Raw genomic sequence first — 25,341 nt, 5'->3', positions numbered from 1 at the left:
TGTATGGCGACAGCCATGACCGAGGAAACACCGCAGGTGGTTTCGAGGTTCTTGCTCGTTACTTTCACTACTTCTGTGTATGGCGACAGCCATGACCGAGGAAACACCGCAGGTGGTTTCGAGGTTCTTGCTCGTTACTTTCACTACTTCTGTGTATGGCGACAGCCATGACCGAGGAAACACCGCAGGTGGTTTCGAGGTTCTTGCTCGTTGCTTTCACTACTTCTATGCATGGCGACAGCCATGACCGAGGAAACTTTTCCCACTACTCAAGCACCTGCTCTTTTCCGTCAACTTCCGCAAAGAAACATGCCTCTCCCACTTCCATCTTTGCCTGCCCGGAAGTTCCTTCTGTAATCTCCGCCTGCACCGGCGCCAGCTGCTCATCGGACAGTAGCACTTCCAGCACAACCTGATCCGTATACTGCGTATCCAGAATCTGAATTCCGTTCTCTCCTAATATGTACTGGATTTTACCAAGTCCGGTATAATCCGTTGTAATCTGAAGTTTAGATCCTGAAATTCTGGTTACAATCTGGGAAGAAGCCAGTCCTGCCTGCACCGAAGACGAATATGCCCGTACCAGTCCTCCTGTTCCAAGAAGTGTTCCTCCGAAATATCTTGTAACAACTACTACAACCTGATGAAGTCCCGCACCAGTCAGCACATCCAGCATCGGTTTACCGGCTGTACCATTCGGCTCCCCATCATCACTGCACCGCATCAGCTCCTGCTGCTCTCCAACAATATAGGCAAAACAATTGTGTCTGGCATTCCAGTATTTTTTCTTTGTAGCTTCGATAAAAGCAAGCGCTTCCTCTTCTGTCTTCACCGGACTTACAGTTGCAATAAAACGAGATTTCTTTTCTACAATTTCGGCTTCACCGCCGGTATATACAATTTTATATTCTAATGCCATTATTTTTGTTCCTTTCTTTCCTGCACGAGCTGATGATACTTTCCTTTTACATCAGACAGTCACTCATGATAAAACAGCCCGAAAAATACACTTACTTATTATAATACCGAATTTCTTAAGATTTTCCTACCAAAATATGAAGTTTTCATTTTTTTCTTTATTTCAAAGACTATCTTTGCTATAATGACGTGGTATGAAGGAGGCAAAAACTCATGAATTATGGTAAAAGAAAGGCTGCCAGGCAGCAGAAACGAATAACATCCAAATCTGCCATGCAAGGGAAACGCGTCGGCGTCCGCCTGTTCAAAGCTTTGCTGCTCTGTATTGTGCTGGTCGGAGTGATTGGTATCATCGGCGGCGGATTATTTGTAAAACGTATCATAAACAATGCGCCTGAGGTATCCCCTTCCGATGTCAAACCGCAGGGATTTACAACTTTTGTTTATGCAGATGACGGTAAAACGGAAACACACCGTTTTGTAGCTTCCGGTTCAAACCGTGTTTACAAAACAATTGATGATATTCCGGATAATCTGGCTCACGCATTTGTTGCAATTGAGGATGAACGTTTTTACAAACATAATGGTATCGACTTACAGGGTATCGCCCGTGCAGCAGTTTCCACACTGACCGGTTCCGAACAGGGTGCCAGTACACTGACACAGCAGCTCATCAAGAATAATGTTTTCCCGAACTTTGTAGACGAGAAGACATTTGCAGACAAATTAGAGCGTAAGTTCCAGGAGCAGTATCTTGCTTTACAGATTGAGAAGCAGATGAGCAAGAATGAGATTCTGGAAAGTTATATGAATACGATCAACCTTGGACAGAACTGTCTTGGTGTACAGTCCGCATCCATGCGTTATTTTGGAAAAGATGTGTCCAAGCTTACATTATCTGAATGTGCGGTTATTGCCGGGATCACTCAGAATCCATCCGGCTACAATCCGGTAACACATCCGGATGCCAATGCCAAGAGACGAGACAACGTTCTGAAAAACATGCTTGAACAGGGTTATATTTCAAAAAAAGAATATAACAAGGCAAAGAAAGACAAAGTTTATGCACGTATTCAGAAAGCCAACAAGAAAAACAGTGATAATAATAACGCTGCCAGCTATTTTGTAGATGCACTTTCTGACCAGGTTATCCACGATCTGAAAGAACAGCTCGGATACACAGATGCACAGGCATACAATGCTCTCTACAGTGGCGGCTTAAGCATCTATTCTACCCAAAACAAAAAGATGCAGAAGATCTGTGATGAAGAGATGAACAAAGACTCTAACTATCCCGGACTTAAGGAATACGGTCTGGATTATGCCCTTACCGTAACCCGTGCTGACGGTTCTGTTAAGAATTACAGCTCTGGCCATGTAAAAAAATACGTCCAGAAGAAATACGGCAAATCACAGGGGCTTTTATACTCCAGTAAAGAAGAAGCAAAGCGTATGGTAAAAGAATGGAAGAAGACCATCGCCAAAAAAGGAGACAAATATAACGAAGTAATGAACATTACTCCACAGCCTCAGGCCTCCGTTACTCTGATGGATCAGAGCAACGGCGAGATCAAAGCTATGGTAGGTGGACGTGGTGCCAAAGGATCCAGCCTCAGTCTGAACCGTGCTTACAAGGGTGCAAAACGTCAGCCTGGATCTACATTCAAGGTTCTGGCAGCTTATGCACCTGCAATTGATGCATGTGGCAAGACACTTTCTTCTACCGTTGTTGATGAGCCTTACAGTTATAAAAATGGCAAAAGCGTGCGAAATGCCAGCCGTTCTTACAAAGGAACTGTTACTTATCGTACTGCTATCGCCAATTCCATCAATGTCTGCGCAGTCAAGGTCAGTGATGAGATCACACAACAGCTGGGCTATGAATACTGTAAAGACAAATTTGGAATCAGTACACTTGTTAAGAACAAAGAAATCAACGGAAAGATCTTCAGTGATGTTAACCAGACACTTGCACTTGGTGGTATCACAGAAGGTGTTTACAACTATCAGCTCTGCGCTGCATATGCTTCCATTGCTAACGGCGGTGAATATAACACACCTACCCTTTACACGAAAATCGTAGATCATGATGGGAATGTTCTGTTAGAGAATCCTGGTTCATCCCACAGAGCAGTCAAAAAAAGCACTGCTTCTCTTCTTACAAGCGCATTACAAAGTGTTGTTAAAGAAGGTACAGGACGTTCCTGCCAGTTAGACAATATGGCAACTGCCGGTAAAACCGGTACAACAACTTCCAACAAGGACTTATGGTTCTGTGGCTTCACTCCTTATTACACCTGTGCCGTATGGGGTGGATACGATGACAACAAGGAATGCGGCTATGACACAAGCTTTCGTTTCCGTCTCTGGAAAGGAATTATGAGCCGTATCCATGAGAATCTTGAATCAAAAGATTTTGATACAAACGCAGGACTGGAAAAAGTATCTGTCTGTAGCATTACTGGTAAGCTTCCGCGTTCCGGATGTCCGACCGAGACAGAATACTTCACGGAAGACACCGTACCTACAGAGACCTGTCCGGGACATTCCAGCTACGACAGTGGATCCAATTATAACAATGATAATAACAGCAATAACGGTAACACCGGTGATACGAACAATGGTAATACCGGCAACAACTCTGGCGGTAATACTGGCGGTAACTCTGGCGGTAATACTGGCGGTAATACTGGCGGTAACTCTGGCGGCAACTCCGGTGGCAACTCTGGCGGTAACTCTGGTGGCAACTCTGGCGGTAATACCGGTGGCAACTCTGGCGGTAATACCGGTGGCAACTCTGGTGGCAATACTGGCGGTAATACCGGTGGCAACTCTGGCGGTAATACCGGTGGCAACTCTGGTGACAGCACTGGTGGCGGCACTGGTGGCGGCACCGGCGGACATGGTAATTAATCATCAATAAATGAATAGTAAAAAAGCATTGGGTTTGTAGAACCGAATGCTTTTTCATTTGCTCAGCTATTTTTTTATTTTATGATCTCTGCAATTTTAATTCTGCAATTTTAGTCAAAGATTAGTTTTGCAGCTCCGCATATTCCTGCATCATTTCCTAATTCTGCAAGTTTAAACTGTACATCCTGATTTGCAAAGAATGCATTTGCTCTGTAGTTCTTGACAATATAGTCAAGAAGGATCTCTCCTGCCTTTGATACACCTCCACCAATTACGATTACTGCCGGATCAACAACAACTGCAATGTTAGCAAGTGCATGTCCAAGATATTTTCCAAATTCTTCTACAATCTCTTCTGCAACTTCATCCTGTGCCTTTAATGCATCAAATACTGCTTTTGCATCTACATGTTCCTGACTGCGTAACAGGCTGGACTTTGCATCCTTTGCGAGACGCAGTGCTGCAAGTCTTGCAATACCTGTAGCGGAAGCATACTGCTCCAGGCATCCTTTTTTTCCACAGCCACAGGTTTCTGTCTCTGTTTCATTCACACAGATATGACCGATCTCCCCACCGGCACCATTCGTACCAACCAGAGGATGTCCTTCCAGGATTACGCCACCGCCTACACCTGTTCCCAGCGTAACCATGACGATATTCTTCTCACCTTTTCCAGCCCCAAGCCACATCTCGCCAAGGGCTGCTACATTGGCATCATTTCCCAGTCTGACTTTCAGACCGGTCAGCTCTTCCATTTCTTTTTTAACTTCCTTATAACCCCATCCGAGATTCGCTGTATTCTGTACAATCCCCACTTCCGTCACCGGAGCCGGAACACCGATTCCTACTCCTTCGATCTGATCCTTTGCAATCTTCTTTTTCTCACAAAGTTCCTCTATAGAAGCGGCAACATCCGGAAGGATCGCAGCGCCTTCATTTTCTGTGTGGGATGGAATCTCCCATTTTTCCAGAAGTACACCATCGATCTGGAACAATCCCATCTTCACAGTTGTTCCGCCAATATCTACACCAAAACAATATTTCATGATTATTCTCCCTGTTTCTTAGCCATATTTTCCTGCACACGTTTGTATAATTCCTGTGCAGCATTATATCCCATACTTTTCTGTCTGTGGTTGATTGCCGCAGTCTCAACAATGATAGCGAGATTACGTCCCGGACGGATCGGTAACTGATGACATACAACTTTATTGCCAAGAAATTCTGTATATTCTTCTTCCAGTCCCAGTCTGTCATATTCTTTATCACGATTCCAATCTTCTAATGTGATAACAAGATCGATATTCTGTGTCTCTCTTACACTCTGTACACCAAACAGCATCTTCACATCTACAATGCCGATTCCTCTTAACTCAATAAAATGTCTCGTAATATCCGGCGCCTTACCTACCAGTGTATCATCACTGACCTTGCGGATTTCTACAACGTCATCGCTTACAAGACGATGTCCACGCTTGATCAGCTCAAGCGCCGCCTCACTCTTACCGATTCCACTCTCTCCCATGATCAGCACACCGACACCATATACATCAACAAGTACACCATGAATCGAAATGCAAGGCGCCAGTTCTACATTTAACCAGCGGATGATCTCAGCCGTAAATGTAGATGTATTGACCCCTGTAGAAAATACCGGAATATTTGCCTTATTTGCTTTCTCAAGAAGCATTGGTTCCGGTTTTAAACCACGGCAGTATACAATACACGGAATCTCATAAGACAATAACATGTCATAGATTTTCTCTTTTTTCTCTTCTTCTATATTCTGAAGATATGTGTATTCTACATATCCGATAATCTGCACACGTTCTGATGCAAAATGTTCGAAAAATCCAGTAAGCTGCAATGCCGGACGGTTTACATCCGGAACGGAAACTCCTGTTTTTGTATAATCTACATCCGGAGTCAGATTCTTTAGGTCAAACCGCTCTACAATCTGACTTAATTTCACTTGATTTACCATACTGTTTCCTCCACCCTTTCTTTCCAGTATTTCTTAATTGTGCAAAAAATAACACACAATATTATATCATATCAATGAAAGAATTTGTATACATCTTCTGCTGATTTTTTATTCATTGATGGCAGTTTCTGAAGCTCTTCTACAGATGCTTGTTTTATTGCATCTATATTTTCAAAATGCTTCATCAGTTCTTTTCTTCTTGCCGGCCCTACTCCCGGAATGTCGTCCAGAATCGAATGTACCTGTCCTTTTCCTCTCAGTTGTCTGTGGAAGGTAATAGCAAAACGGTGTGCTTCATCCTGAATTCTGGTGATCAGCCGGAATGCTTCTGAATGTATGTCGATCGGAAGCTCCACATTTTTATAATACAGCCCTCTTGTGCGGTGATGATCGTCTTTTACCATTCCACATACCGGGATCGAAATGTCAAGTTTTTGCAATACCTCTTCTGCAATATTTACCTGTCCGCGTCCACCATCCATCAGTATAAGATCTGGAAATACCGTAAATCCTCCCAGCTCTTTTCCTTCTTCCTGTTCTCTGAGACCATGGGTAAATCTGCGCGTCAGCACCTCTTCCATACTGGCATAATCATCCGGTCCCTGTACGTTCTTGATACGGAACTTACGGTAATCGTTTTTCTTTGGCTTGCCCCGCTCGTACACAACCATGGAGCCTACCGAAGCAAAACCACTTGTATTGGAAATATCAAATGCCTCCATTCTGGAAATGCCTGACAGTCCGAGTATTTTTTCCAACTCTTTGACAGCTCCGATCGTCCGTCCTTCTTCTCTTTTCAGCCGTTCCTTGTCCTTTTGTAATACCATGGCGGCATTCTTTTCAGCCAATTCAACAAGTTTCTCTTTCTGCCCTTTTTTCGGAATGATCAGGTGGACTCTCCGTTCCTTTTTCTTGCTCAGCCACTCTTCCAGAAGTTCCTGGTCTTCCACTTCCTGCGGAAGCATAAGCTGCGAAGGAATATACGGTGTTCCTGCATAAAATTGTTTGATAAAGCTGGTCAGTGTTTCTTTTTCTGTCTCTCCCGGCGCTGTTTTTAAATAAAAATGATCTCTTCCGATCAGTCTGCCTCCACGGATAAAAAAAACCTGCACGACCGCATCTGCATATTCTGTCGCCATAGCAATAACGTCTCTGTCTTCTCCTGCTGTGTCCGTGATCTTCTGCTTCTGCGCAATCTTCTGCACACTGAACAATAGCTCCCTGTATTCTGCTGCCTTCTCAAATTCCAGTACTTCTGCCGCATCCTGCATCTGTTTTTCCAATCTCTTTAATATAATGTCATAATTCCCATTCAGAAAATGCAGTACCTCCTGCACGGACTTCTGATACGCTTCCTGGCTTATATATCCCTGACAGGGCGCATCGCACTGATGAATGTGATAATTCAGGCATGGGCGTTCTTTTCCCGTATCCCTTGGCAGTTTACGATTGCAGCTCCGGATATGATATAATTTGCGGATCAGTTCGATCGTATCTTTTACTGCACCGGCACTTGTATATGGTCCAAAATATTTCGCTTTGTCTTTTATCATCTTTCGCGCCAGCATTATTCTTGGATATGCTTCATCCGCTGTCACTTTGATAAATGGATACGCCTTATCATCCATAAGCATCGTATTATACTTTGGATGGTGTTCCTTGATCAGATTACATTCCAGAACAAGCGCTTCCAGTTCAGAATCCGTAACGATATACTCAAATCTCCGGATATGCGTTACCATCTGCTCAATCTTTGCGCCTTTATTCCTGCTGCTCTGGAAATACTGACGCACCCGATTTTTAAGGCTGATCGCTTTTCCGACATATATGATCATATCTGTCTCATCATGCATGATATATACTCCCGGTTTTCCCGGAAGTTTTTTTAACTCTTCAGGTATATCAAACATTTGTCTTCCCTTTCTTTTTCTGATTCACATCGTAATTATTGTATCGGAAAAAAGGTCTGTAAGCAAGGTCTTGCAGAAGGCTTTTCATTATAACAGAAATCATATTTTCTCTATGCAAGCAAAAAAGAGTACGCAGATAAGAAAAATGGAGCAGATAAAATCTGCCCCATTTTGTATACTTACAATCTCTTATACTTCTTTCATTGCAATTCGTTCTTCGCCGGATGCCTTCTTCTCTTCCGGATCGGTTCCTTCCACTTCATGTAATATCTGCATAAATTCCTTACCTGTAATGGTCTCTTTCTCGATCAGGAATGCAGCAATCTTATCCAACGTTTCTCTGTGTGCCTGTAATAATGTCTTCGCCTGCTCGTAGGCCTCTTTTAGCATCTTCATGACTTCTTTGTCAATCTCAGATTCTGTCTCTGCTCCACAGTTGGAAACCGGTCTTCCGTTCAGGTATCTGTTCTGTACCGATTCCAGTCCGATCAGTCCGAACTTCTCACTCATACCATACTGCGTGATCATCGCTCTTGCTACCTGTGTTGCTTTCTCGATATCGTTTGAAGCACCTGTCGTAACCGTATCAAATACAATCTCTTCTGCAGCACGTCCGGCAAGCATACCAACTAACATTGCTTCCAGTTCTTTCTTCGTATTCAAATACTTCTCTTCCTCCGGAGTCTGCATAACATAACCGAGTGCTCCCATCGTACGTGGTACGATTGTAATCTTCTGTACCGGCTCTGCATCCTTCTGAAGTGCGCTCACCAATGCATGTCCGACTTCGTGGTAGGAAACGATTCTTCGTTCCTCCTGACTCATAATACGGTCTTTCTTCTCCTTGCCGACCAGTACAACTTCTACAGCCTCAAACAGATCTGCCTGCGATACCGCATGTCTGCCATGTTTGACTGCATTAATCGCAGCTTCATTGATCATATTGGCAAGATCTGATCCGACAGCACCGGAAGTTGCCAGTGCGATCTCTTCCAGATCAACCGTCTCATCCATACGGACATCTTTGGAATGAACTTTTAATACTTCCACACGTCCTTTTAAATCAGGTTTTTCAACAATGATACGTCTGTCAAAACGTCCCGGTCTTAACAGCGCCGGATCCAAGATCTCCGGACGGTTCGTTGCCGCCAACAGAACAAGTCCTTTATTGCTCTCAAATCCGTCCATCTCTGCAAGGAGCTGGTTCAGTGTCTGTTCTCTCTCATCGTTACTTCCCATCTGGTTGTCACGGCTCTTACCGATTGCATCGATCTCATCAATGAAAATGATACACGGCGCCATCTGCTGTGCCTGTTTGAACAGATCTCGTACACGGGAAGCTCCAACACCCACATACATCTCAACAAAAGCCGAACCGCTGAGTGAGAAGAACGGTACTTTCGCTTCTCCGGCGACCGCTTTTGCAAGTAATGTCTTACCGGTTCCCGGAGGTCCGACTAACAGTGCACCTTTCGGAAGTTTCGCACCAACACTTGTATATTTTCCCGGATTATGCAGAAAATCTACGACTTCCTGCAGAGATTCTTTTGCTTCATCCTGTCCTGCTACATCCTTAAATGTAACTCCGGTCTGCTTCTCCACATACATCTTGGCATTGCTCTTGCCGATTCCCATCATGCCGCCACCCTTAGACATACGCTTTGTCGTCCAAATGATCAGTGCCACCAGACATGCCACCGGAAGGAATGTGCCGAGAAGCTGGAGCATGACTGCGGATGTTGTATCCGGTATCTTTGCGTTATATTCTACATGCGCTTTATACAGTTTGTCAGACAGCTGATCGTCCTTGACAACTCCTGTATAATACTTCTTCGCAATCCGGTCTCCGGATTCTTTCTTCATTGTGATGATCAGTTTATCACTGTCGATCTCAACTTTGTCTACTTTTCCTGCATCGACATATTTTAAAAACTTGTCGTAGCTGATCTCTGTCTCGGATCCTTGTCCCTGAAACTGGTAAAGTGCCAGCACAAGTATCGTCGTGATCAGAGTCACTAAAATGACAAATGAAAAGCCCTGTCGGTTGTTCTTTTTAGGATCTTGATTTTTCTTATTCTGGTTGTCCATATTCTTCCTCCTATTACATTACATAATTATAAGGACAGCCCACCCGGAAATCAATAAAAGATTTATGAAAAGATTGTAAACTTCCCATATCCTGTAGTATACTTGGATAGAAAATAGTTCATACAGAAATTTACACTTTTATGAAATATTTTTAATATAACGTTATTAAGAGGATTGAATAATGAACATAGGATTTGACAACGAAAAATACTTACAGATGCAGTCCGCTCATATCCGGGAACGTATCGCCCAGTTCGACAACAAACTTTACCTGGAATTTGGCGGCAAATTATTTGATGACTTTCACGCATCCCGTGTACTTCCGGGATTCCGGCCAGACTCCAAGATGCGTATGCTGATGCAGCTAAGCGATCAGGCAGAGATCGTCATTGTCATCAGTGCCGAAGACATTGAGAAAAACAAAGTCCGCGGAGACCTTGGCATTACTTATGATGTAGATGTTATGCGCCTCATGTCTATTTTCAAAGGCCACGGACTGTATGTCGGCAGTGTCGTAATTACCAAATACAGTGGACAGCAGAGTGCTGCTTTATTTAAGAACAAACTGGAAAAACTCGGCATCAAAGTTTACAACCACTATCCGATCGACGGCTATCCTTCCAACATTCCACACATTGTAAGTGACGAAGGCTATGGCAAAAATGATTATATCGAAACTTCCCGCCCGCTGATCGTCGTAACAGCGCCGGGACCTGGAAGCGGCAAGATGGCTGTCTGCCTGTCACAGCTCTACCATGAACACAAACGCGGGATCTGTGCCGGTTATGCCAAATTTGAAACATTTCCAATCTGGAATATCCCGCTCAAGCATCCGGTCAACCTCGCTTACGAGGCGGCAACAGCCGATCTCAACGACATCAATATGATTGATCCGTTCCATCTGGAAGCATATGGAAAGACAACCGTCAACTACAACCGTGACGTGGAGATCTTCCCTGTCCTGAATGCGATGTTTGAACGAATCTATGGAAAGAGTCCATACAAATCACCGACAGATATGGGCGTCAACATGGCAGGTAACTGTATCTGTGATGATGAGGCATGCAAAGAAGCTTCCAATCAGGAGATCATCCGCCGTTACTATGATTCCAGAAGACGTGCCCTTGCCGGTGCATGTTCGGATGAAGAAGTATACAAGATCGAGATGCTGATGAACCAGGCAGGCATCACCGTTCATGACCGTCCGGTTGTTGACGCTGCAATGAAACGTGCCGAAGAAACAGGTGCTCCGGCTGCTGCAATGGAACTGCATGATGGTCGTATGGTCACAGGCAAGACTTCCGATCTGCTCGGCGCATGCGCTGCTCTTCTTTTAAATGCTTTAAAAGAGCTTGCCGGCATTCCACATGATCGTCCGGTTATTTCTCCGGCAGCAATTGAACCGATCCAGACTTTAAAGACTCAGTATCTTGGAAGCAAGAACCCACGTCTTCACACAGACGAAGTGCTTATTGCGCTGTCTGTCAGTGCAGCTTCCGATCCGGATGCACAGAAAGCACTGGAACAGCTTCCGAATCTGAAGGGCTGCCAGGCTCATACTTCCGTAATGGTAGGTGATGTTGACCGCAAGCAGTTTATGAAACTTTCGGTTCAAGCAACTTTTGAAGCAAAATATGAAAATAATTCTGTATTTTTTCCGAAAAAGGGTGTATAATTTTTAAGTATTTTTTTGGAGCATACTTATTTATTTGAACGCGAAGGAGGAAATTATGGCAGTAAAATATGTATTTGTAACAGGTGGAGTAGTATCAGGACTTGGAAAAGGAATTACAGCCGCATCACTCGGAAGACTTCTGAAAGCACGCGGCTACACAGTGACCATGCAGAAATTCGATCCTTATATCAATATTGATCCGGGTACTATGAATCCGGTACAGCACGGAGAAGTTTTCGTCACAGACGATGGTGCTGAGACAGACCTTGACCTTGGTCACTACGAGCGTTTTATCGACGAAAGTCTGACAAAGAATTCCAACGTCACAACCGGTAAGATCTATTGGTCCGTATTGCAGAAAGAACGTCGTGGAGATTTCGGCGGAGGAACTGTACAGGTTATCCCGCACATCACAAACGAGATCAAGTCCCGTTTCTATCGCAATCCATCTGCTGAAAATACAGAAATTGCCATTATTGAAGTAGGCGGAACCGTCGGAGATATCGAAAGCCAGCCTTTCCTTGAGGCGATTCGTCAGTTCCAGCACGAGAAAGGACGCGAGAACGTTGTTCTGATCCATGTAACTTTAATTCCTTACCTTCGCGCTTCGCAGGAGATGAAAACAAAGCCAACACAGGCAAGTGTCAAAGATTTACAGGGAATGGGAATCCAGCCGGATATCCTCGTATGTCGTTCTGAGCATCCTCTGGATGACGGCATCAAAGACAAGATCGCACTTTTCTGTAATGTACCATCCAACCATGTACTCCAGAATCTGGATGTGGAATATCTTTATGAAGCACCGCTTGCAATGGAGAAAGAACATCTTGCAGAAGTAGTATGTGAGTCACTTCATCTGGACTGCCCGACACCGGATCTCAAAGACTGGACAGAGATGGTTGAATATCTGAAGACACCAAATACAGAAGTAACTGTTGCTATTGTCGGTAAATATATCCAGCTTCATGATGCTTACATCAGTGTCGTAGAAGCATTAAAACATGGTGGTATCTTCAGCCGTGCTACTGTAAATATCAAATGGATCGATTCCGAGACGGTTACTGCTGAAAATGTAGATGAACAGTTGAAAGACGTCAGCGGTATCTTGGTTCCGGGCGGATTCGGACAGCGTGGTATTGACGGAAAACTGCAAGCTATCAAATACGCACGTACCAATAAGATTCCGTTCCTCGGTCTGTGCCTGGGCATGCAGCTTGCAATCGTTGAATTTGCAAGAAATGTCATCGGTTACCGTGATGCACACAGTGCAGAACTTGATCCGGATACAACACATCCGGTTATTCATATCATGCCGGAACAGCTTGGCATTGAGGACATCGGTGGTACTTTAAGACTTGGATCTTATCCATGTGTTCTTGATAAGACTTCTACAGCATACAAATTATATGGCACAGAAGAGATTCATGAACGTCATCGTCATCGTTATGAAGTCAACAACGACTATCGTGATGCTCTGACAGCCAACGGCATGAAATTATCTGGTCTCTCACCGGACGGACGTATTGTCGAGATGATCGAGATTCCGGAACATCCTTGGTTTGTCGCAACACAGGCACATCCGGAATTAAAGTCCAGACCGAACAGACCGCATCCGTTATTCCGTGGCTTCGTAGAAGCAGCTTTAAAATATCAGGATGATAAGGCTACAAAATAATCCTGTTTCTTCAAGCGTTTCATAAATAAGTGAATATATAAAGAATATAATTTTATATTCTGATATAGTAAAAATGTGTAAGTTCCTATGCTCAGAAACTTACACATTTTTTTATTTACTCATTTCTTAATTATCTCTTTTCTATTATCTTATCTCTATTATCTTATCTCTATGCCCAGTCGATCCTGCTTCCTTTCGCCGTTTTCTTTACGACAAGCTTCGTATCAATCTGTTCTTTTAATTCATTGACATGAGAAATAATTCCCACAAGCCGGTTTTCCCCAGCCAGTTCTACCAGCACACGGACCGCCTGTTCTCTTGTACTGTCATCGAGAGAGCCAAATCCCTCATCAATAAACATCGTATCCAAACGGATTCCTCCGACACTACTTTGTATTGTATCTGCAAGCCCCAACGCCATCGATAACGCTGCCATAAAGGATTCTCCACCGGATAGCGTACGCACATCCCTCACTGCGTCATTTACCATGCTGTACACGTCCAGATCCAATCCTGACTGTCCCTGGCTTCCCATATGCGACAAATCCTTGCACTGCAGGATAAAAGAGCCATCCGTCATCTTAATCAAACGTCGATTCGCCGCCTGAATAATCTGTTTAAAATACTGTCGCTGTACATATGTTTCAAAATCCATCTTCACATTGCCGGTCAATGTACCATTCGCAGTCTTGCTCAGATTTGAAATCCACTCGTATTTCTTCTGCTGCTCACCGATTTTTTCAAAAAAATGTTCCAGGCGCTTTTTCGTTTCCTCGTGACTCTGCACAAGATTCGTTATCAATATCTGTTCTTTTGTAAGCTTTTCTTCTTCACTGCGTCTGCTTTCCAGTTTTTTCAAAAGTTCAGAAATATCCGGGCGCTCTTCCCCCTCCAGACGTTCCCGCAGACTCTTTAATACCCCTGTATTTTCACTGACTTGTTTTTCGTATTCCCGCAGCTTGTTCTCCAAGCCCGGAAGCCTTTCTATTTGCGTACAAAACTCTGAAAACTGCTCTTCTGTCAAACTGTATTTTTCCAATGTCTCTCTATATGATTTTTCATTTTCCAGACATTGCACTTCCTGCTCTTTCTCATTTTGAAGTTCGCTTTCCAGCTTTCCTTCCCGCTGTTTCTGGTTCGCAATCTCTTCCTGAAGTATTTTCTCTGTTCTGTCAGTTTCTTCCTGCAGTCTGTTTTTCCGGCTTGTCTTTTTCTTAAGTTCCTCTTTTGCAGCCTCTCCGGACTCCCACGGCAAAGCATCTTTTCTCGTCTCATACTCCGCTTTCAAGCTTTGTCTCTCAAGGTCCAGTGCTGCTTTTTCCTTCTCTGTTTCTTCCAGTTCCCTGCTTTTTTTTCTCAGCTCCTCCTGCTTTACTGGGAGCTTTTCCACCAGTGCTTTTGCATGTGTAAGCTGTTCTTTATTCTGCTCTGCATTCTGTTCCAGTTTCTTTCGTTCTTCCCGGACTCCGGCCAGTTTCTCTTTTAACATTTTTTCCGCTTCCACCAGATCAACTACATCGGTTTCCGGGAACTCATCTTCTCCAAGAAGTTTTCTGCAGTTATCCCAGAATACCGACCGGCTGCTTTCAAATGCATTCCATTTCTCCCGATACAGGTCTGCCGCCTGATCTCTGACTTTTTCTGCTTTGTCTCGCATCTTCTTTGCGCTCTCGACTTCCTGTTCCGAAACTGCATGCAGTGATAGCTGCCTTGGATGCGGATGTTCTGTAGATCCACAGACCGGACATGGTCTTCCTGTCTCAAGTCCCGCTGCCAGGATTCCTGCCTGCTCTTCAAAAAACAGGCTGTATTTCTGTTCATAATCCTCAAAAACAGATCGGTAATTTTTCACTGCACTCTCCATCTTTTTCTGCAGTTCTTCACAGGCTTTCTTTTGAGTATCCAGCTTAGGGATCTGTGCCGTAAGGGTTATCACCCAGGATTCTTCTTCCGTTTTCTGCTCTTTTAACTGCCCGAGAAGCCTTCCGTTTTCTTCCCATCCTGCAATAGATTTCTCTGCTTTCTCCGTATTCTCTATCCATTTCTTCAATTCCGTATGAACAGCTTCTGCCTTTTCTTTCCGCACTTCGTTCTTACGGATTTCCGCTTCTGCCTCTTCCATCTTTTTCTTAAGGGCTTCCAACATTTCATACTGTTTCAGTCCTTCTGTAAGCTTCACAATCTCTCCCGATAATACAGGTTCTTCTCTCTTCAGACATTCCAGGGCAGATCTGGCGGTCTCTGTCTTCTCAGACACCCTATCCATGCCGGTTTCCAGCTCCTTTTTCAGCATTTCTATCGTCTGTCTGATCTTTAAAAGTCTCTTCGTTCCATTTGCCATATTTTCAAAAATCGGTCTGACATTTGCCGCCGCACGAATGTGCTCCGTCTGTTCTTTTTCTTCCTGATACAGTACTTTTCCCACTTCTAATTCTTCTGACTTTTTTTTCGCTTTCTCACAGTCATCAAAAAGCGCAAGCAGAAATTTGGCATTCTTCACTTCACTGTTTAACCGCTCCACTGCTTTTCTTTCCTCAGCCGCCAATTTTGTATAACTTTGCTTCTTTTCCTGCTCTGCGAAAATAATCTCCTTTAACACCTGCAGCGTCTCATCCCGCGCCGGAAATTCCTGTCCTTTTAACAGTTTCCAGTGACTGAAAAGTTCTTTCCCTGCCAGATCTGCAAGAGACTCTTCTTTCACACGTTCCATTTCCATTTGCAGATTTCTCCGGCTCTCCTGCATATCCTGCTGCATTTTCAACGCTCTCTGTCTTAAAATTTCCTGTACCTGTGCATATATTTTCGTATGGAAAATACGGGAAAAGATTTTCTTACGGTCTTTGGAATCGGCAAGCAGTAACTTCAGGAAATCGCCCTGCGCGATCATCGCCATCTGCGTAAACTGTCCGGCATCCATCCCCATGATCTCTGTGATCTTCTGCTCTGTCTCACGCTTTCTTCCCGGGAATACACTGCCATCCGGCATTGTAAGTTCTACTTTTGCGCTCTCTTTTACAAGACGTACAGAACCGTCCGACGCCTTTCTCTTTCCTGCACGCATATACTCCGGATTCCGGCGCACTTCATACCTCTCTCCATGATAATCAAACACCAGTTTGACATAAGTTTCCACGTCTTCGGATGCATACTGGCTGCGCATCATATTTCCTTCCCTGTTGCCACCGCTGGTCTGGCCGTAAAGCGCATACACAATAGCATCAAACACCGTCGTCTTTCCTGCTCCTGTATCTCCTGTGATCAAAAATAAACCTTGTCTTACACCTGTAAAATCAACCACTGTCTTACCTGCATAGGAGCCAAACGCTGACATTTCTATTGTAATCGGACGCATCTTACTCATCCTCCCTTGCTTCTTCTAATATCTGCAGGATCAATGTTTCTTCTTCCGGATCCATCGTTCTTCCCTGCATTTTTTCAAAGAAATCTGCAAAATTTTCTTCCGGTGTTTTCAGGACCAGCTCTTCAGCTTCCATCCATTTCGTTCGGGTTCTTGTATTATCAATCCTCACTTCCAGTATTTTGGAAAATACGGTTTCTAACTGTTCTTTCGGATGATAGGGATCTGTCTCATCAGTCAATGTAATACTGACATAATCTTCCGGGCTGCGTTCTTCTTTTAAAATCTCCTTAAGTTTCCCTGTGATCTTACGGACATCCCTGAGAGGATGCAGCGGATACTCTTCTATTTTCACAGATTTCCCTTTTTCTCCGAGCGTTACAACTGTCAAAGCTTTCGTATGAGAGGCTTCACTGACCGAATATTTTAAAGGTGTTCCACAATAACGGATATGCTCATCTTTTACTTTCTGCTTTCCATGCAAATGTCCCAGTGCAACATAATCAAACGGCTCCACGCCTGTTATGTCTATCTGATCAAGCCCGCCAATCGAAATCGTTTCCGAATCACAGGTTTCCGGCAGGTAGCTTCCCATATAAAACTGGTGGGATATCAACACATTTCTCTCATCCTTAAAATTAATATTTTCCCTCTTGATCAGACGGTTCACCGCATCACTGTATGTCTCCGGTGGATTCTCTTCAAATAATCTGCGCACATATGCCGGTTTTAAAAAAGGGAGCAGGAAGAAGTTCACTTCTCCCCACTCATCCTTCAATGCAACCTTTTCTATATGCTCTTCTTCCTTCTGCGGCACACTGCCAGCCAGGTATATCTTCTCTTCTTTCAAAATACCTGCTGCATACCTCAGACGATCCGCAGAATCATGATTTCCACTGATGATCATAACCGGAATCTGCGGACGTATCTTTGCTAATCTTGTAAGAAAATCATCAAATAATGTTACTGCCTCTGCAGACGGCACCGGCTTATCGTAGATATCTCCAGCGATCACAACCGCATCCGGATGTAATTTCCCGGCATATTCAATAATCTCTCCAAGAATATGTTCCTGATCTTCCTTTAGGCTGTAATGATGTAACTGTTTGCCGATATGAAGATCGGACAAATGAAAAAATCGCATATCGTCTTACACCCCTTTACATGGAAATCCATCCAAATGCATTTGCAACCGAACTTGCCAGAATAATCATAGTGAAAATCGGGCATAAGTATTTGATCATCACAACAAAAATCTTCTTTCTGCGGAAACTGTTTTCCCCATGTCTGATCTCTTCCTCAATCCGGTCAATTCCAACGACTCTTGAAACTAATAAACTTGTCATCAGCGCTGCAATCGGCATCATAACTGAATTTGTCAGAAAATCAAAGAAATCCAGGAACTGCATACCGATGATCTTTACGAACGCAAGCGGTCCATATCCCAGACAGGATAAAGTACCCAGTAAGAGCATAATTACACCTGCAACCACTGTTGCTTTCTGTCTGCTCCATCCAATCTCATCCTCGAATGTCGACACTGCACTTTCCGTCAGCGCAATCGAACTTGTAACAGCAGCAAAAAGCACCAGTAAAAAGAACAGGATACCGATAGCTGTTCCAAATCCCATATTCTGGAAAACCTTTGGAATGGTAATAAACATCAGCGACGGTCCTGCCTGAAGCGTATTCGGATCCCCGCCGGAAAATGCAAAGACTGCCGGAATGATCATAAGTCCCGCCATCATTGCGATTGCTGTATCAAAAATCTCAACATTTCTTGTAGAGTCTTCGATTGATGTTTCTTTCTTCATATAAGAACCAAATGTAACCAAAATACCCATCGCAATTGACAGGGAATAGAACATCTGTCCCATAGCTGCAACAACTGACATCCATGAGAAATTCTTAAAATTCGGTATCAGGAAATACTTCACTCCTGCCATTGCTCCCGGTCTTGTCACGGAATAAATGGCGATAATTACCGATAATACAATCAGTACCGGCATCATCAACTTGGATACACGTTCAATTCCGTTCCGCACTCCTGCATAAATAATCACCAGCGTAAACATACAGAAAACTACAAAACAGATCTCTGTAGATACTCCATTTGAAATAAAGCCGGAAAAGTACCCATCGGCTGCCAAATCTTTTCCATTTCCCATAATATATTCTTTCAGATACTTGAGTACCCATCCACCAATTACAGAATAATATGGCACGATCAGTATCGGAATGATCGCATTGATCCAGCCACCAAAAGACAACCAACCTGCTTTTTCAAATGACTTGAATGCCCCAACCGGACTTTTTCTTGTCATGCGTCCGAGTGCCGATTCTGCAACGATCATCGTATACCCGAATGTTAACGCAAGTATAACATAAATGAGAAGGAACATTCCTCCTCCGTACTTTGCTGCCAGATATGGAAATCTCCATATATTTCCCAGACCGACAGAGGCACCTGCCGCTGCCAGTACATACCCCAGTTTCCCTGAAAATGAACTTCTGTGATTCTTCATGACTTTTCCTCTCTTTTTCATTCGTTTTGCACATCGTAACATTTATTCTATCATTTTTCTCATCAAAAGTCACTACAGAGTTCCAAATATGAAAGAATCACAAATCAAAATTTCATCTTTTCATTTTATCAGTCAGTCCCAGATTAGATCGCCAGCAGATTTTTCAAAGCTTCCATATACATCAGCACTGCCTCTTCCATGTCTGAAATGCGGATAAACTCATCTGCACCATGAATACGATAATCGATCTCCGTCTTTTCCGGTCCAAATGCAATTACATTCTTCAGATATTTTGCATATGTTCCACCTCCGATTACGATCGGCTGATTCTTCGTATCACCTGTCACGTCTACATACGATCTATAGATTGCTTCTACAAGCGGAGACTCTCTTGGATAGAACAACGGCTCACCGAGCTTCTCAATCTCCATCCTGCCGTTTTCATCTTCTAATTTACCTTCACACATTTTGCGAACATCCTCCGGATGTAACGTCACAGGCACACGCACATCAATAGTACAAATAATTGTGCCATTTTCTGTCCGGACGGTTCCGTTGCACAAAGTCAGCACTCCGAATTCATCCTCAAATTTCAGACCAATCCCGGAGCCATCGCATGCCGTACCGATATGGGAATTATAATATGTAACAAAATCATCTTCGAATCCCGCTTCTGCAAGGCACGCACATGTAACACCTGCCGCATTTACTCCCTGTGTCGGCATACTTGCATGTGCCGGTACTCCTTTCGCGTAAATATGAAGTTCTCCATTTTCTTCCGTTACTTTGTACTCCGGAAGTCCAGATTCTGAAAACGCTTTTTCCAGACGTTCTTTCAGGCCTTCCTCTGCCGGAACTACCGTTGTACAAGTGTCACATACTGCATTGAATACAAATCCACCATTCATAGAAATGATCTTTGTATGTTTGGAGTAGGCATTTAACGCCATCTGTCCCATCTCTCCGTGAATACATGGGAAATCTGCGTCCGGGGTAAATCCATAGGACAGCTCTTCTGCGACTTTGTTGTAGTGTTTCATACACTCGGAGCCATTTTCCTCATTGCATCCCATAATCAGGCGCACTCTTTTATTCAGTTTTACACCGGAATCACGGAGCATCTTCATAGCATACAATCCTTCTACAACCGGTCCTTTATCATCTGTTGTTCCACGCCCGTATACATAATCGCCATCCCTTGTAAGCGCAAATGGCTCATATGTCCATCCGTCTCCTTCCGGTACAACATCCAGGTGTGCCGCAATACCTATGATTTCTTCGCCTTCACCCATCTCGGCATAACCGCAATAATTATCCAGATTCACGGTCTTAAAGCCAAGCTCGTCTGCGATCCGAAGTCCCTCTTCCAATGCTTTCGCCGGTGCTTCACCAAATGGTTTTCCTTCTATTGGTTCGCCTTCTATGGACGGAATAACTACCAGTCTTTCTAATTTTTCCAGCATTTCATCTGATAATGCGTGAATTTCTTCTTTTATATTCATTTCTCTGCCTCCTCTTCCTGCCTGGTTTCTATTATACTGCGACTCATTTTCCTAATCAATGCGCAGAATATCTCCTATCATATTCATCTTATCTTTTTTTCAGACACATATTTATATAATTGTAAAACAGAATCAACAAAATTACAAATCCCAGATATCCGATAACTGGATACAACACGCTGACAATTACAGAAAAACCAAAGTGGCTTCCGGCAAGCCCGACAAGCGACATCACCAGTACGCGGAACCAGTTCGTATTCACAATTGATTTTTTCTGCACTTTCCACTCTTCTGCTCTGGAAAGAACCGCATACATACAACCACATGCCGCTGCCCAGATGCAGATTACCATCATAATTGCATAAACCGTACCGGCAGCCGGATGCAGCTTACGCGCCATCACAAGCGTCGGAAGTTCAGCCTGATAAACATTTCCATAATTACGGATAATCGCGATCACACAGACACATATCATTGCCGCAAGTGCTCCCGCACCGAGGATTCCTCCTCGGATAATCTTCCGATTGTCTTTCGCTTTCTGCCCTAACGGAACTACAACTGCAATTCCCACCGTTGTATTATAAGAGAAATATAAAAGTGCCGCCAGAAACCAGTTTTTCATCAATCCGTTTGTCACCTGCAGACTCTGGAAATCAATTGCTTTTGCCTGCGGCTGCATACATACGCAGAGGCAGATCACAACTCCTGCAATTACAACAAATGGGATAAAAGCTGACATGGATTTTGTAAATCCTTCGGTTCCAAATAATACCGGAACTGCCACAAAACAGGTATAAACAATCGCTGCAACCTGAAAATTCATTCCAAACTGCTGTTCCAGAACCGTTGCTCCAACCGCTGTCATTGCCGGTATACATGCAATCATAAATCCAAGTGTGACAACCATGGAGAAAAGGCGGAGAAGTTTACTAAAGAAACCATCTCCCATTGGAGAAACCACTTTATCAAAATAAGGTGTATCCATTTTCTGCGCCAGACGCATCGCCATAATCACTGTAACCGCAACCAGTGTTTCACAGACAAGAACGCCTGCAACTCCAATATATCCGAAATTTCCAAAAAACTGCATTAATTCATTGCCGGATGAAAATCCCGGTCCAACCATACTCCCGATTAAAGCTGTCGCAATTCCGAGGGTTGTGATCCGTACAGATTCATTTTTTTCTTTTGTTTTCATGTTATTCTCCTAAAATTGCTTTAATATCCGCAAGATTTTCCGCGAAATAAATCTGTTTCTGCCGTTCTTCTGTCGATAATCCCATCTCAATCATATGGAAAAGCAATGCTTTCAATCCATCATAATAACCGTTCAGATTATATAAAATACATGATGCATCCAACTGCTCCAGTGCTGTCTGCGATATCACTTCTGCGATTTCTTCCAGTGTACCGGTCCCACCGGGAAATGCAATAAATGCATCGCCAAGCTCGATCATCTTACGCTTCCGCTCCGGAAAATCTTTTGTAACGATCAGCTCGGTCACGCCATCATACTGTACTTCACTTTGTATGAACATCTCCGGCTCTACACCGGTCACTTTTCCACCGGATTCCACTGCGCCTTCCGCCAGAATCCCCATAAGTCCGGTTTTTGATCCTCCATAGACGAGTGCATGTCCACTGTCGCCAATCCACTGCCCCAGTTCTTTTGCGGCTCTCTCCAAAGAATCGTCATTTCCTTTGTTCGCTCCTAAGTATACTGTAATATTCATCTCTTATGTTCCTGCCTTTTTCATTTATCTGCTATTTTTACACACATTCACCTACTACTATCTCTCGACACTCACTTATCAGTCAAACATTGTCTGCCAGTTCTCATTCTCATTTGCTTCAAAACACATCAGAATCTGTCCATTTACTCATGATTTTTTCTCCTATTGTCTTTGTCATTTTTTTGTTAGAGCCAATAGATACTATTTTATTATATAACAACCAGCCGGCACATGAACAGCTTTTATAGCAATAAAATATGCAGATAGCCTGTTTCCAGACTGTCTGCATGTGTCATATCAGAATTTCTTCTGTTCTTATTTTGTTTTAACAGACTTCTTTGCTGACCAGGAAGAATATACTTTATGATCTAAATAGTTATTGTATGCACGAACTCTTACATAGTATCTCTTCTTTGCTTTTAATCCTTTGACTGTATAAGAAGTTGAACCAAATGTCTTTGTCTTGCTTCCTTTGAAGTTGCTCTTCTCTGAATACTGTACCTGATAACCTTTTGCGGTTACTTTCTTTGCAGTTACTTTAAAGCTCTTTTTGCCACTGCTCAGTTTTGTAACGGATGTAGCTTTCGGTCTTGCAGCTTTTTCATCATTGATACGGAAATTGTATCCGCCATGTCCCTTTCCGGAGATTTTTATGTAGTAAGTACCTTTCCCAAGGGAATCCAGCCACCAATTATCGATATGGTCTCCATTGCTGTTATAAACATCCTTAGACGCCTCGCCGGAATATACCAATGCTCCTTTGGATACTACCGTAAATTTAAACCAGTCTACATCGGATCCGATTCCATTAAATCCATAATATGTCTTATTCAGACCAACTGTTCTGGCATCATATTTTTCCTCTACCTGATTTACGAAGTTTTCCGGAAAAGTCTCTTTATATCCTTTAAACTGGAAAGTAACGTTATACGGATTACTGCTTGTATCTGAGACACTGTTCTTTACCTCGATCAGATAGGTTGCTCCTTTACTCAGAGAATAGGTTTGCGTGTATTCCTGGCTTGTACTCCACCGGTCTGCCCAATTACTCAGTACATCATCAGAGAACTCTTCTACCAGACGTAAGTTTACAGCTGCTGTTTTCGCTTTTACAATTGTTTTTAAATCGCCTGCTGTTTTCGGTGTGAAACGATAACAATGTACTGCATCCTTACTGAGATTTTTCTTTGAATATTTTGCTCTTCCATTCGAATCCAGTTTGATGGTTCCCTGTGTACTTTCCGTTGCATAGGTTGCGATAGAATTATCTGCCGCCTGTACGGTTGCCGGTGACAAAGCAGCAAATCCCATTGCCGCTGTTAATAAGAATGTGATCATTTTCTTTTTCATAGTATGTCTCCTTTTCTTTTGCCTTCGCGTAATTAAAAAATTACGCTTACATTTTTGTATTATACTATATAGACAGGTCGAGTTTGAAAAAAGTTTTAAAAATTTGAAAAAAATTTTTATTTTTTTATCTTTACTTCAAAACCTGCAATCCGCTTTGATCTGTAATGCTTTTCCAGGATACTTCCTGATTGCTGTTTTCAAACTCAGAAGTCGCCGTGTCATCGATACGGAATGTCTGTTCTGCTGAACCATATACCAGTATTTTGTTCTTTACTGTAATCCGGTGAACCTCACACATTCCAGTTCCCTGTGTGATCAGATTCATGAGCAGTCCATTGCCATCTGCCGCTATATGCAGATCTTCCACATTCTCTTCACCCTGAATTGTCACCAGCTCATACCCGTTCGCTGTCTGTTCACAGGAAAACAAGCGCAGATCATAGATTTCCATCGGTGCCGCGTCCTGTTTCGGACCGACTCCCAGTTCCGGGATCTGGTCTCCATCGATATCAGTGACAAAATAATAATAGTCTGTATTATTCTCCATCTGCGTAAATTCGTATTTTCCATTCTGCACATCAGTCAGCACCTGCTCGTATAAATTCCGTATCTCTGTCTGATCTGATTGTTTTTTATCTTGTTTCTTATCCTGTTGCTGTTTGTTTTCTTTCTTTTGATGATTTTTTGTATCTGTTGTTGTATCCGTATCTTCTGTCATCTGTGCGGTTGTCGCTGCCTTGGAAAGCCGGTCTGCCATGTGATTTTCGTTATTCAACTGATACACTCCGTAACTGCCTGCTCCGACTATGCACGTTGCAACAACTGCCGCTGCGATTTTCCCGGCTGCGATCTTTCCTGCAGTGGATGCAGTGCCTTTCGCTGCTGTTTTTCCTGCCGCGGATGCAGTGCCTTTCGCTGCTGCTTTTCCTGCCGCCGAGGTACTGCTCTTCGCTGCTGTATTTCCTGCGATCGTAGAAGCTTTAGCCGTAGCTTTTTTCAAAACAACTGCTTCTACTTTTTCTCCTGCCATACGAAATGCCGGCTCTGCTGCCATGACCTTCTGATCGGTACTCAGTAAATATAACAAAAGCGGAATCGGCGCCACACTGTACAGCCGGTATCCTTTTTTCTGCATTTCCTCTGCTTTACTCTTCAGATTTTTTCTTCCATAATTTAATCTGGATTTGACTGTATTCTCTGAACAGTCCATTGTCCGGGCAATCTCGGAAATGGATATATTTTCAATATGAAACATCAGAATACACATCCGCTGTTCTTCCGAAAGCGTATCCATCATCTCATGCACCAGTTCTTTCGTCTCTTCCTGTGTATAGGCAAGTTCCGGCTGATTTTCTGGATTGTCATCCTCTACATCATACACATATTCTTCGCCTTCCCCATCCACAGCAAGCTCTGAAAACAACATCGGATTCTTCTTTGCCAGCATATTTTTCGCCGTATTTGCCACGATCATTCCAAGCCAGCCTTCAAATGCTTCTGGGTTCTGAAGCGTTGGCAGTTTCTGAAATGCTTTCAAATACGCTTCCTGCAGCACATCTTCTGCTGCCTCTTTGTTCTTCATATACTGTAAGGCCAGATAATATTTTTTCTGACAGGTCTGTTCATATAGATAGGCGAATCCTCTCTCATCGCCTTTTACTGCCTGTGCAATTGCTGTCTTAAGATCCATATTTACCCTCTTCTTAGTCG

At 43.4% G+C, this 25,341-nt stretch carries 16 protein-coding genes; 3 read left to right on the top strand and 13 right to left on the bottom strand.

Annotation, left to right across the window (positions count from 1 at the left end):
* Positions 1 to 265: 265 nt before the first annotated feature.
* Positions 266 to 919, bottom strand: a complete 654-nt coding sequence (locus DW125_RS10600) for a YigZ family protein (protein WP_117538105.1) — start codon at positions 917 to 919, stop codon at positions 266 to 268.
* Between the two features lie 212 nt (positions 920 to 1,131).
* Here DW125_RS10600 and DW125_RS10595 point away from each other — a divergent pair, with 212 nt between their 5' ends.
* Positions 1,132 to 3,831 carry a transglycosylase domain-containing protein gene (locus DW125_RS10595; RefSeq protein ID WP_117538104.1) on the top strand — a complete coding sequence of 900 codons (2,700 nt, stop codon included), beginning with the start codon at positions 1,132 to 1,134 and terminating at the stop codon, positions 3,829 to 3,831.
* 110 nt (positions 3,832 to 3,941) lie between these two features.
* Here the strand turns inward: DW125_RS10595 and DW125_RS10590 are convergent, their stop codons facing one another.
* The 4 genes from DW125_RS10590 to ftsH all read right to left on the bottom strand — a co-directional run bounded on the left by DW125_RS10590 (position 3,942) and on the right by ftsH (position 9,813).
* Positions 3,942 to 4,877 carry an ROK family glucokinase gene (locus DW125_RS10590; protein WP_117538103.1) on the bottom strand — a complete coding sequence of 312 codons (936 nt, stop codon included), beginning with the start codon at positions 4,875 to 4,877 and terminating at the stop codon, positions 3,942 to 3,944.
* A 2-nt stretch (positions 4,878 to 4,879) separates the two neighbouring features.
* Positions 4,880 to 5,815: an HPr(Ser) kinase/phosphatase gene (hprK, locus tag DW125_RS10585; protein ID WP_021861292.1), complete on the bottom strand. Its 936-nt coding sequence runs from the start codon at positions 5,813 to 5,815 to the stop codon at positions 4,880 to 4,882.
* A 71-nt stretch (positions 5,816 to 5,886) separates the two neighbouring features.
* Positions 5,887 to 7,725, bottom strand: coding sequence for an excinuclease ABC subunit UvrC (gene uvrC, locus DW125_RS10580; RefSeq protein WP_117538102.1), 1,839 nt, complete (start codon positions 7,723 to 7,725; stop codon positions 5,887 to 5,889).
* 189 nt (positions 7,726 to 7,914) lie between these two features.
* A complete protein-coding gene (gene ftsH, locus DW125_RS10575; protein ID WP_021861290.1) occupies positions 7,915 to 9,813 on the bottom strand; it encodes an ATP-dependent zinc metalloprotease FtsH in 1,899 nt (632 codons plus the stop codon).
* A gap of 181 nt (positions 9,814 to 9,994) precedes the next feature.
* On the opposite strand from ftsH, the gene DW125_RS10570 reads away from it, so the two are divergent.
* Positions 9,995 to 11,488 (top strand): DUF1846 domain-containing protein, encoded by a 1,494-nt coding sequence (locus tag DW125_RS10570; protein ID WP_117538101.1) that lies wholly within the window; start codon positions 9,995 to 9,997, stop codon positions 11,486 to 11,488.
* Between the two features lie 55 nt (positions 11,489 to 11,543).
* Positions 11,544 to 13,163 (top strand): CTP synthase, encoded by a 1,620-nt coding sequence (locus DW125_RS10565; protein WP_117538100.1) that lies wholly within the window; start codon positions 11,544 to 11,546, stop codon positions 13,161 to 13,163.
* A 169-nt stretch (positions 13,164 to 13,332) separates the two neighbouring features.
* Here the strand turns inward: DW125_RS10565 and DW125_RS10560 are convergent, their stop codons facing one another.
* The 8 genes from DW125_RS10560 to DW125_RS10525 all read right to left on the bottom strand — a co-directional run bounded on the left by DW125_RS10560 (position 13,333) and on the right by DW125_RS10525 (position 25,321).
* Complete coding sequence (locus DW125_RS10560) at positions 13,333 to 16,515, bottom strand: AAA family ATPase (RefSeq protein ID WP_158549916.1); 3,183 nt, start codon at positions 16,513 to 16,515, stop codon at positions 13,333 to 13,335.
* Between the two features lies 1 nt (position 16,516).
* Positions 16,517 to 17,665: an exonuclease SbcCD subunit D gene (locus tag DW125_RS10555; protein WP_021861286.1), complete on the bottom strand. Its 1,149-nt coding sequence runs from the start codon at positions 17,663 to 17,665 to the stop codon at positions 16,517 to 16,519.
* A gap of 16 nt (positions 17,666 to 17,681) precedes the next feature.
* Positions 17,682 to 19,046: a sodium-dependent transporter gene (locus DW125_RS10550; RefSeq protein ID WP_199537836.1), complete on the bottom strand. Its 1,365-nt coding sequence runs from the start codon at positions 19,044 to 19,046 to the stop codon at positions 17,682 to 17,684.
* A gap of 143 nt (positions 19,047 to 19,189) precedes the next feature.
* Positions 19,190 to 20,548, bottom strand: a complete 1,359-nt coding sequence (locus tag DW125_RS10545) for a M20 family metallopeptidase (RefSeq protein ID WP_199537835.1) — start codon at positions 20,546 to 20,548, stop codon at positions 19,190 to 19,192.
* Positions 20,549 to 20,636: 88 nt separating this feature from the next.
* Positions 20,637 to 21,746 carry a YkvI family membrane protein gene (locus DW125_RS10540; RefSeq protein ID WP_117538098.1) on the bottom strand — a complete coding sequence of 370 codons (1,110 nt, stop codon included), beginning with the start codon at positions 21,744 to 21,746 and terminating at the stop codon, positions 20,637 to 20,639.
* Position 21,747: 1 nt separating this feature from the next.
* Complete coding sequence (locus tag DW125_RS10535) at positions 21,748 to 22,281, bottom strand: TIGR00730 family Rossman fold protein (RefSeq protein ID WP_117538097.1); 534 nt, start codon at positions 22,279 to 22,281, stop codon at positions 21,748 to 21,750.
* A 315-nt stretch (positions 22,282 to 22,596) separates the two neighbouring features.
* Positions 22,597 to 23,631 (bottom strand): fibronectin type III domain-containing protein, encoded by a 1,035-nt coding sequence (locus tag DW125_RS10530; protein ID WP_117538096.1) that lies wholly within the window; start codon positions 23,629 to 23,631, stop codon positions 22,597 to 22,599.
* A 130-nt stretch (positions 23,632 to 23,761) separates the two neighbouring features.
* Complete coding sequence (locus DW125_RS10525) at positions 23,762 to 25,321, bottom strand: RNA polymerase sigma factor (RefSeq protein WP_117538095.1); 1,560 nt, start codon at positions 25,319 to 25,321, stop codon at positions 23,762 to 23,764.
* Positions 25,322 to 25,341: the final 20 nt, after the last annotated feature.

The sequence above is a fragment of the Dorea sp. AM10-31 genome (genome assembly GCF_003435815.1).
GTDB lineage: Bacteria > Bacillota > Clostridia > Lachnospirales > Lachnospiraceae > Dorea_D > Dorea_D hominis.
The sequence above is the reverse complement of the archived record's forward strand: the minus strand, read 5'-3'. Positions and strand labels throughout refer to the sequence as shown.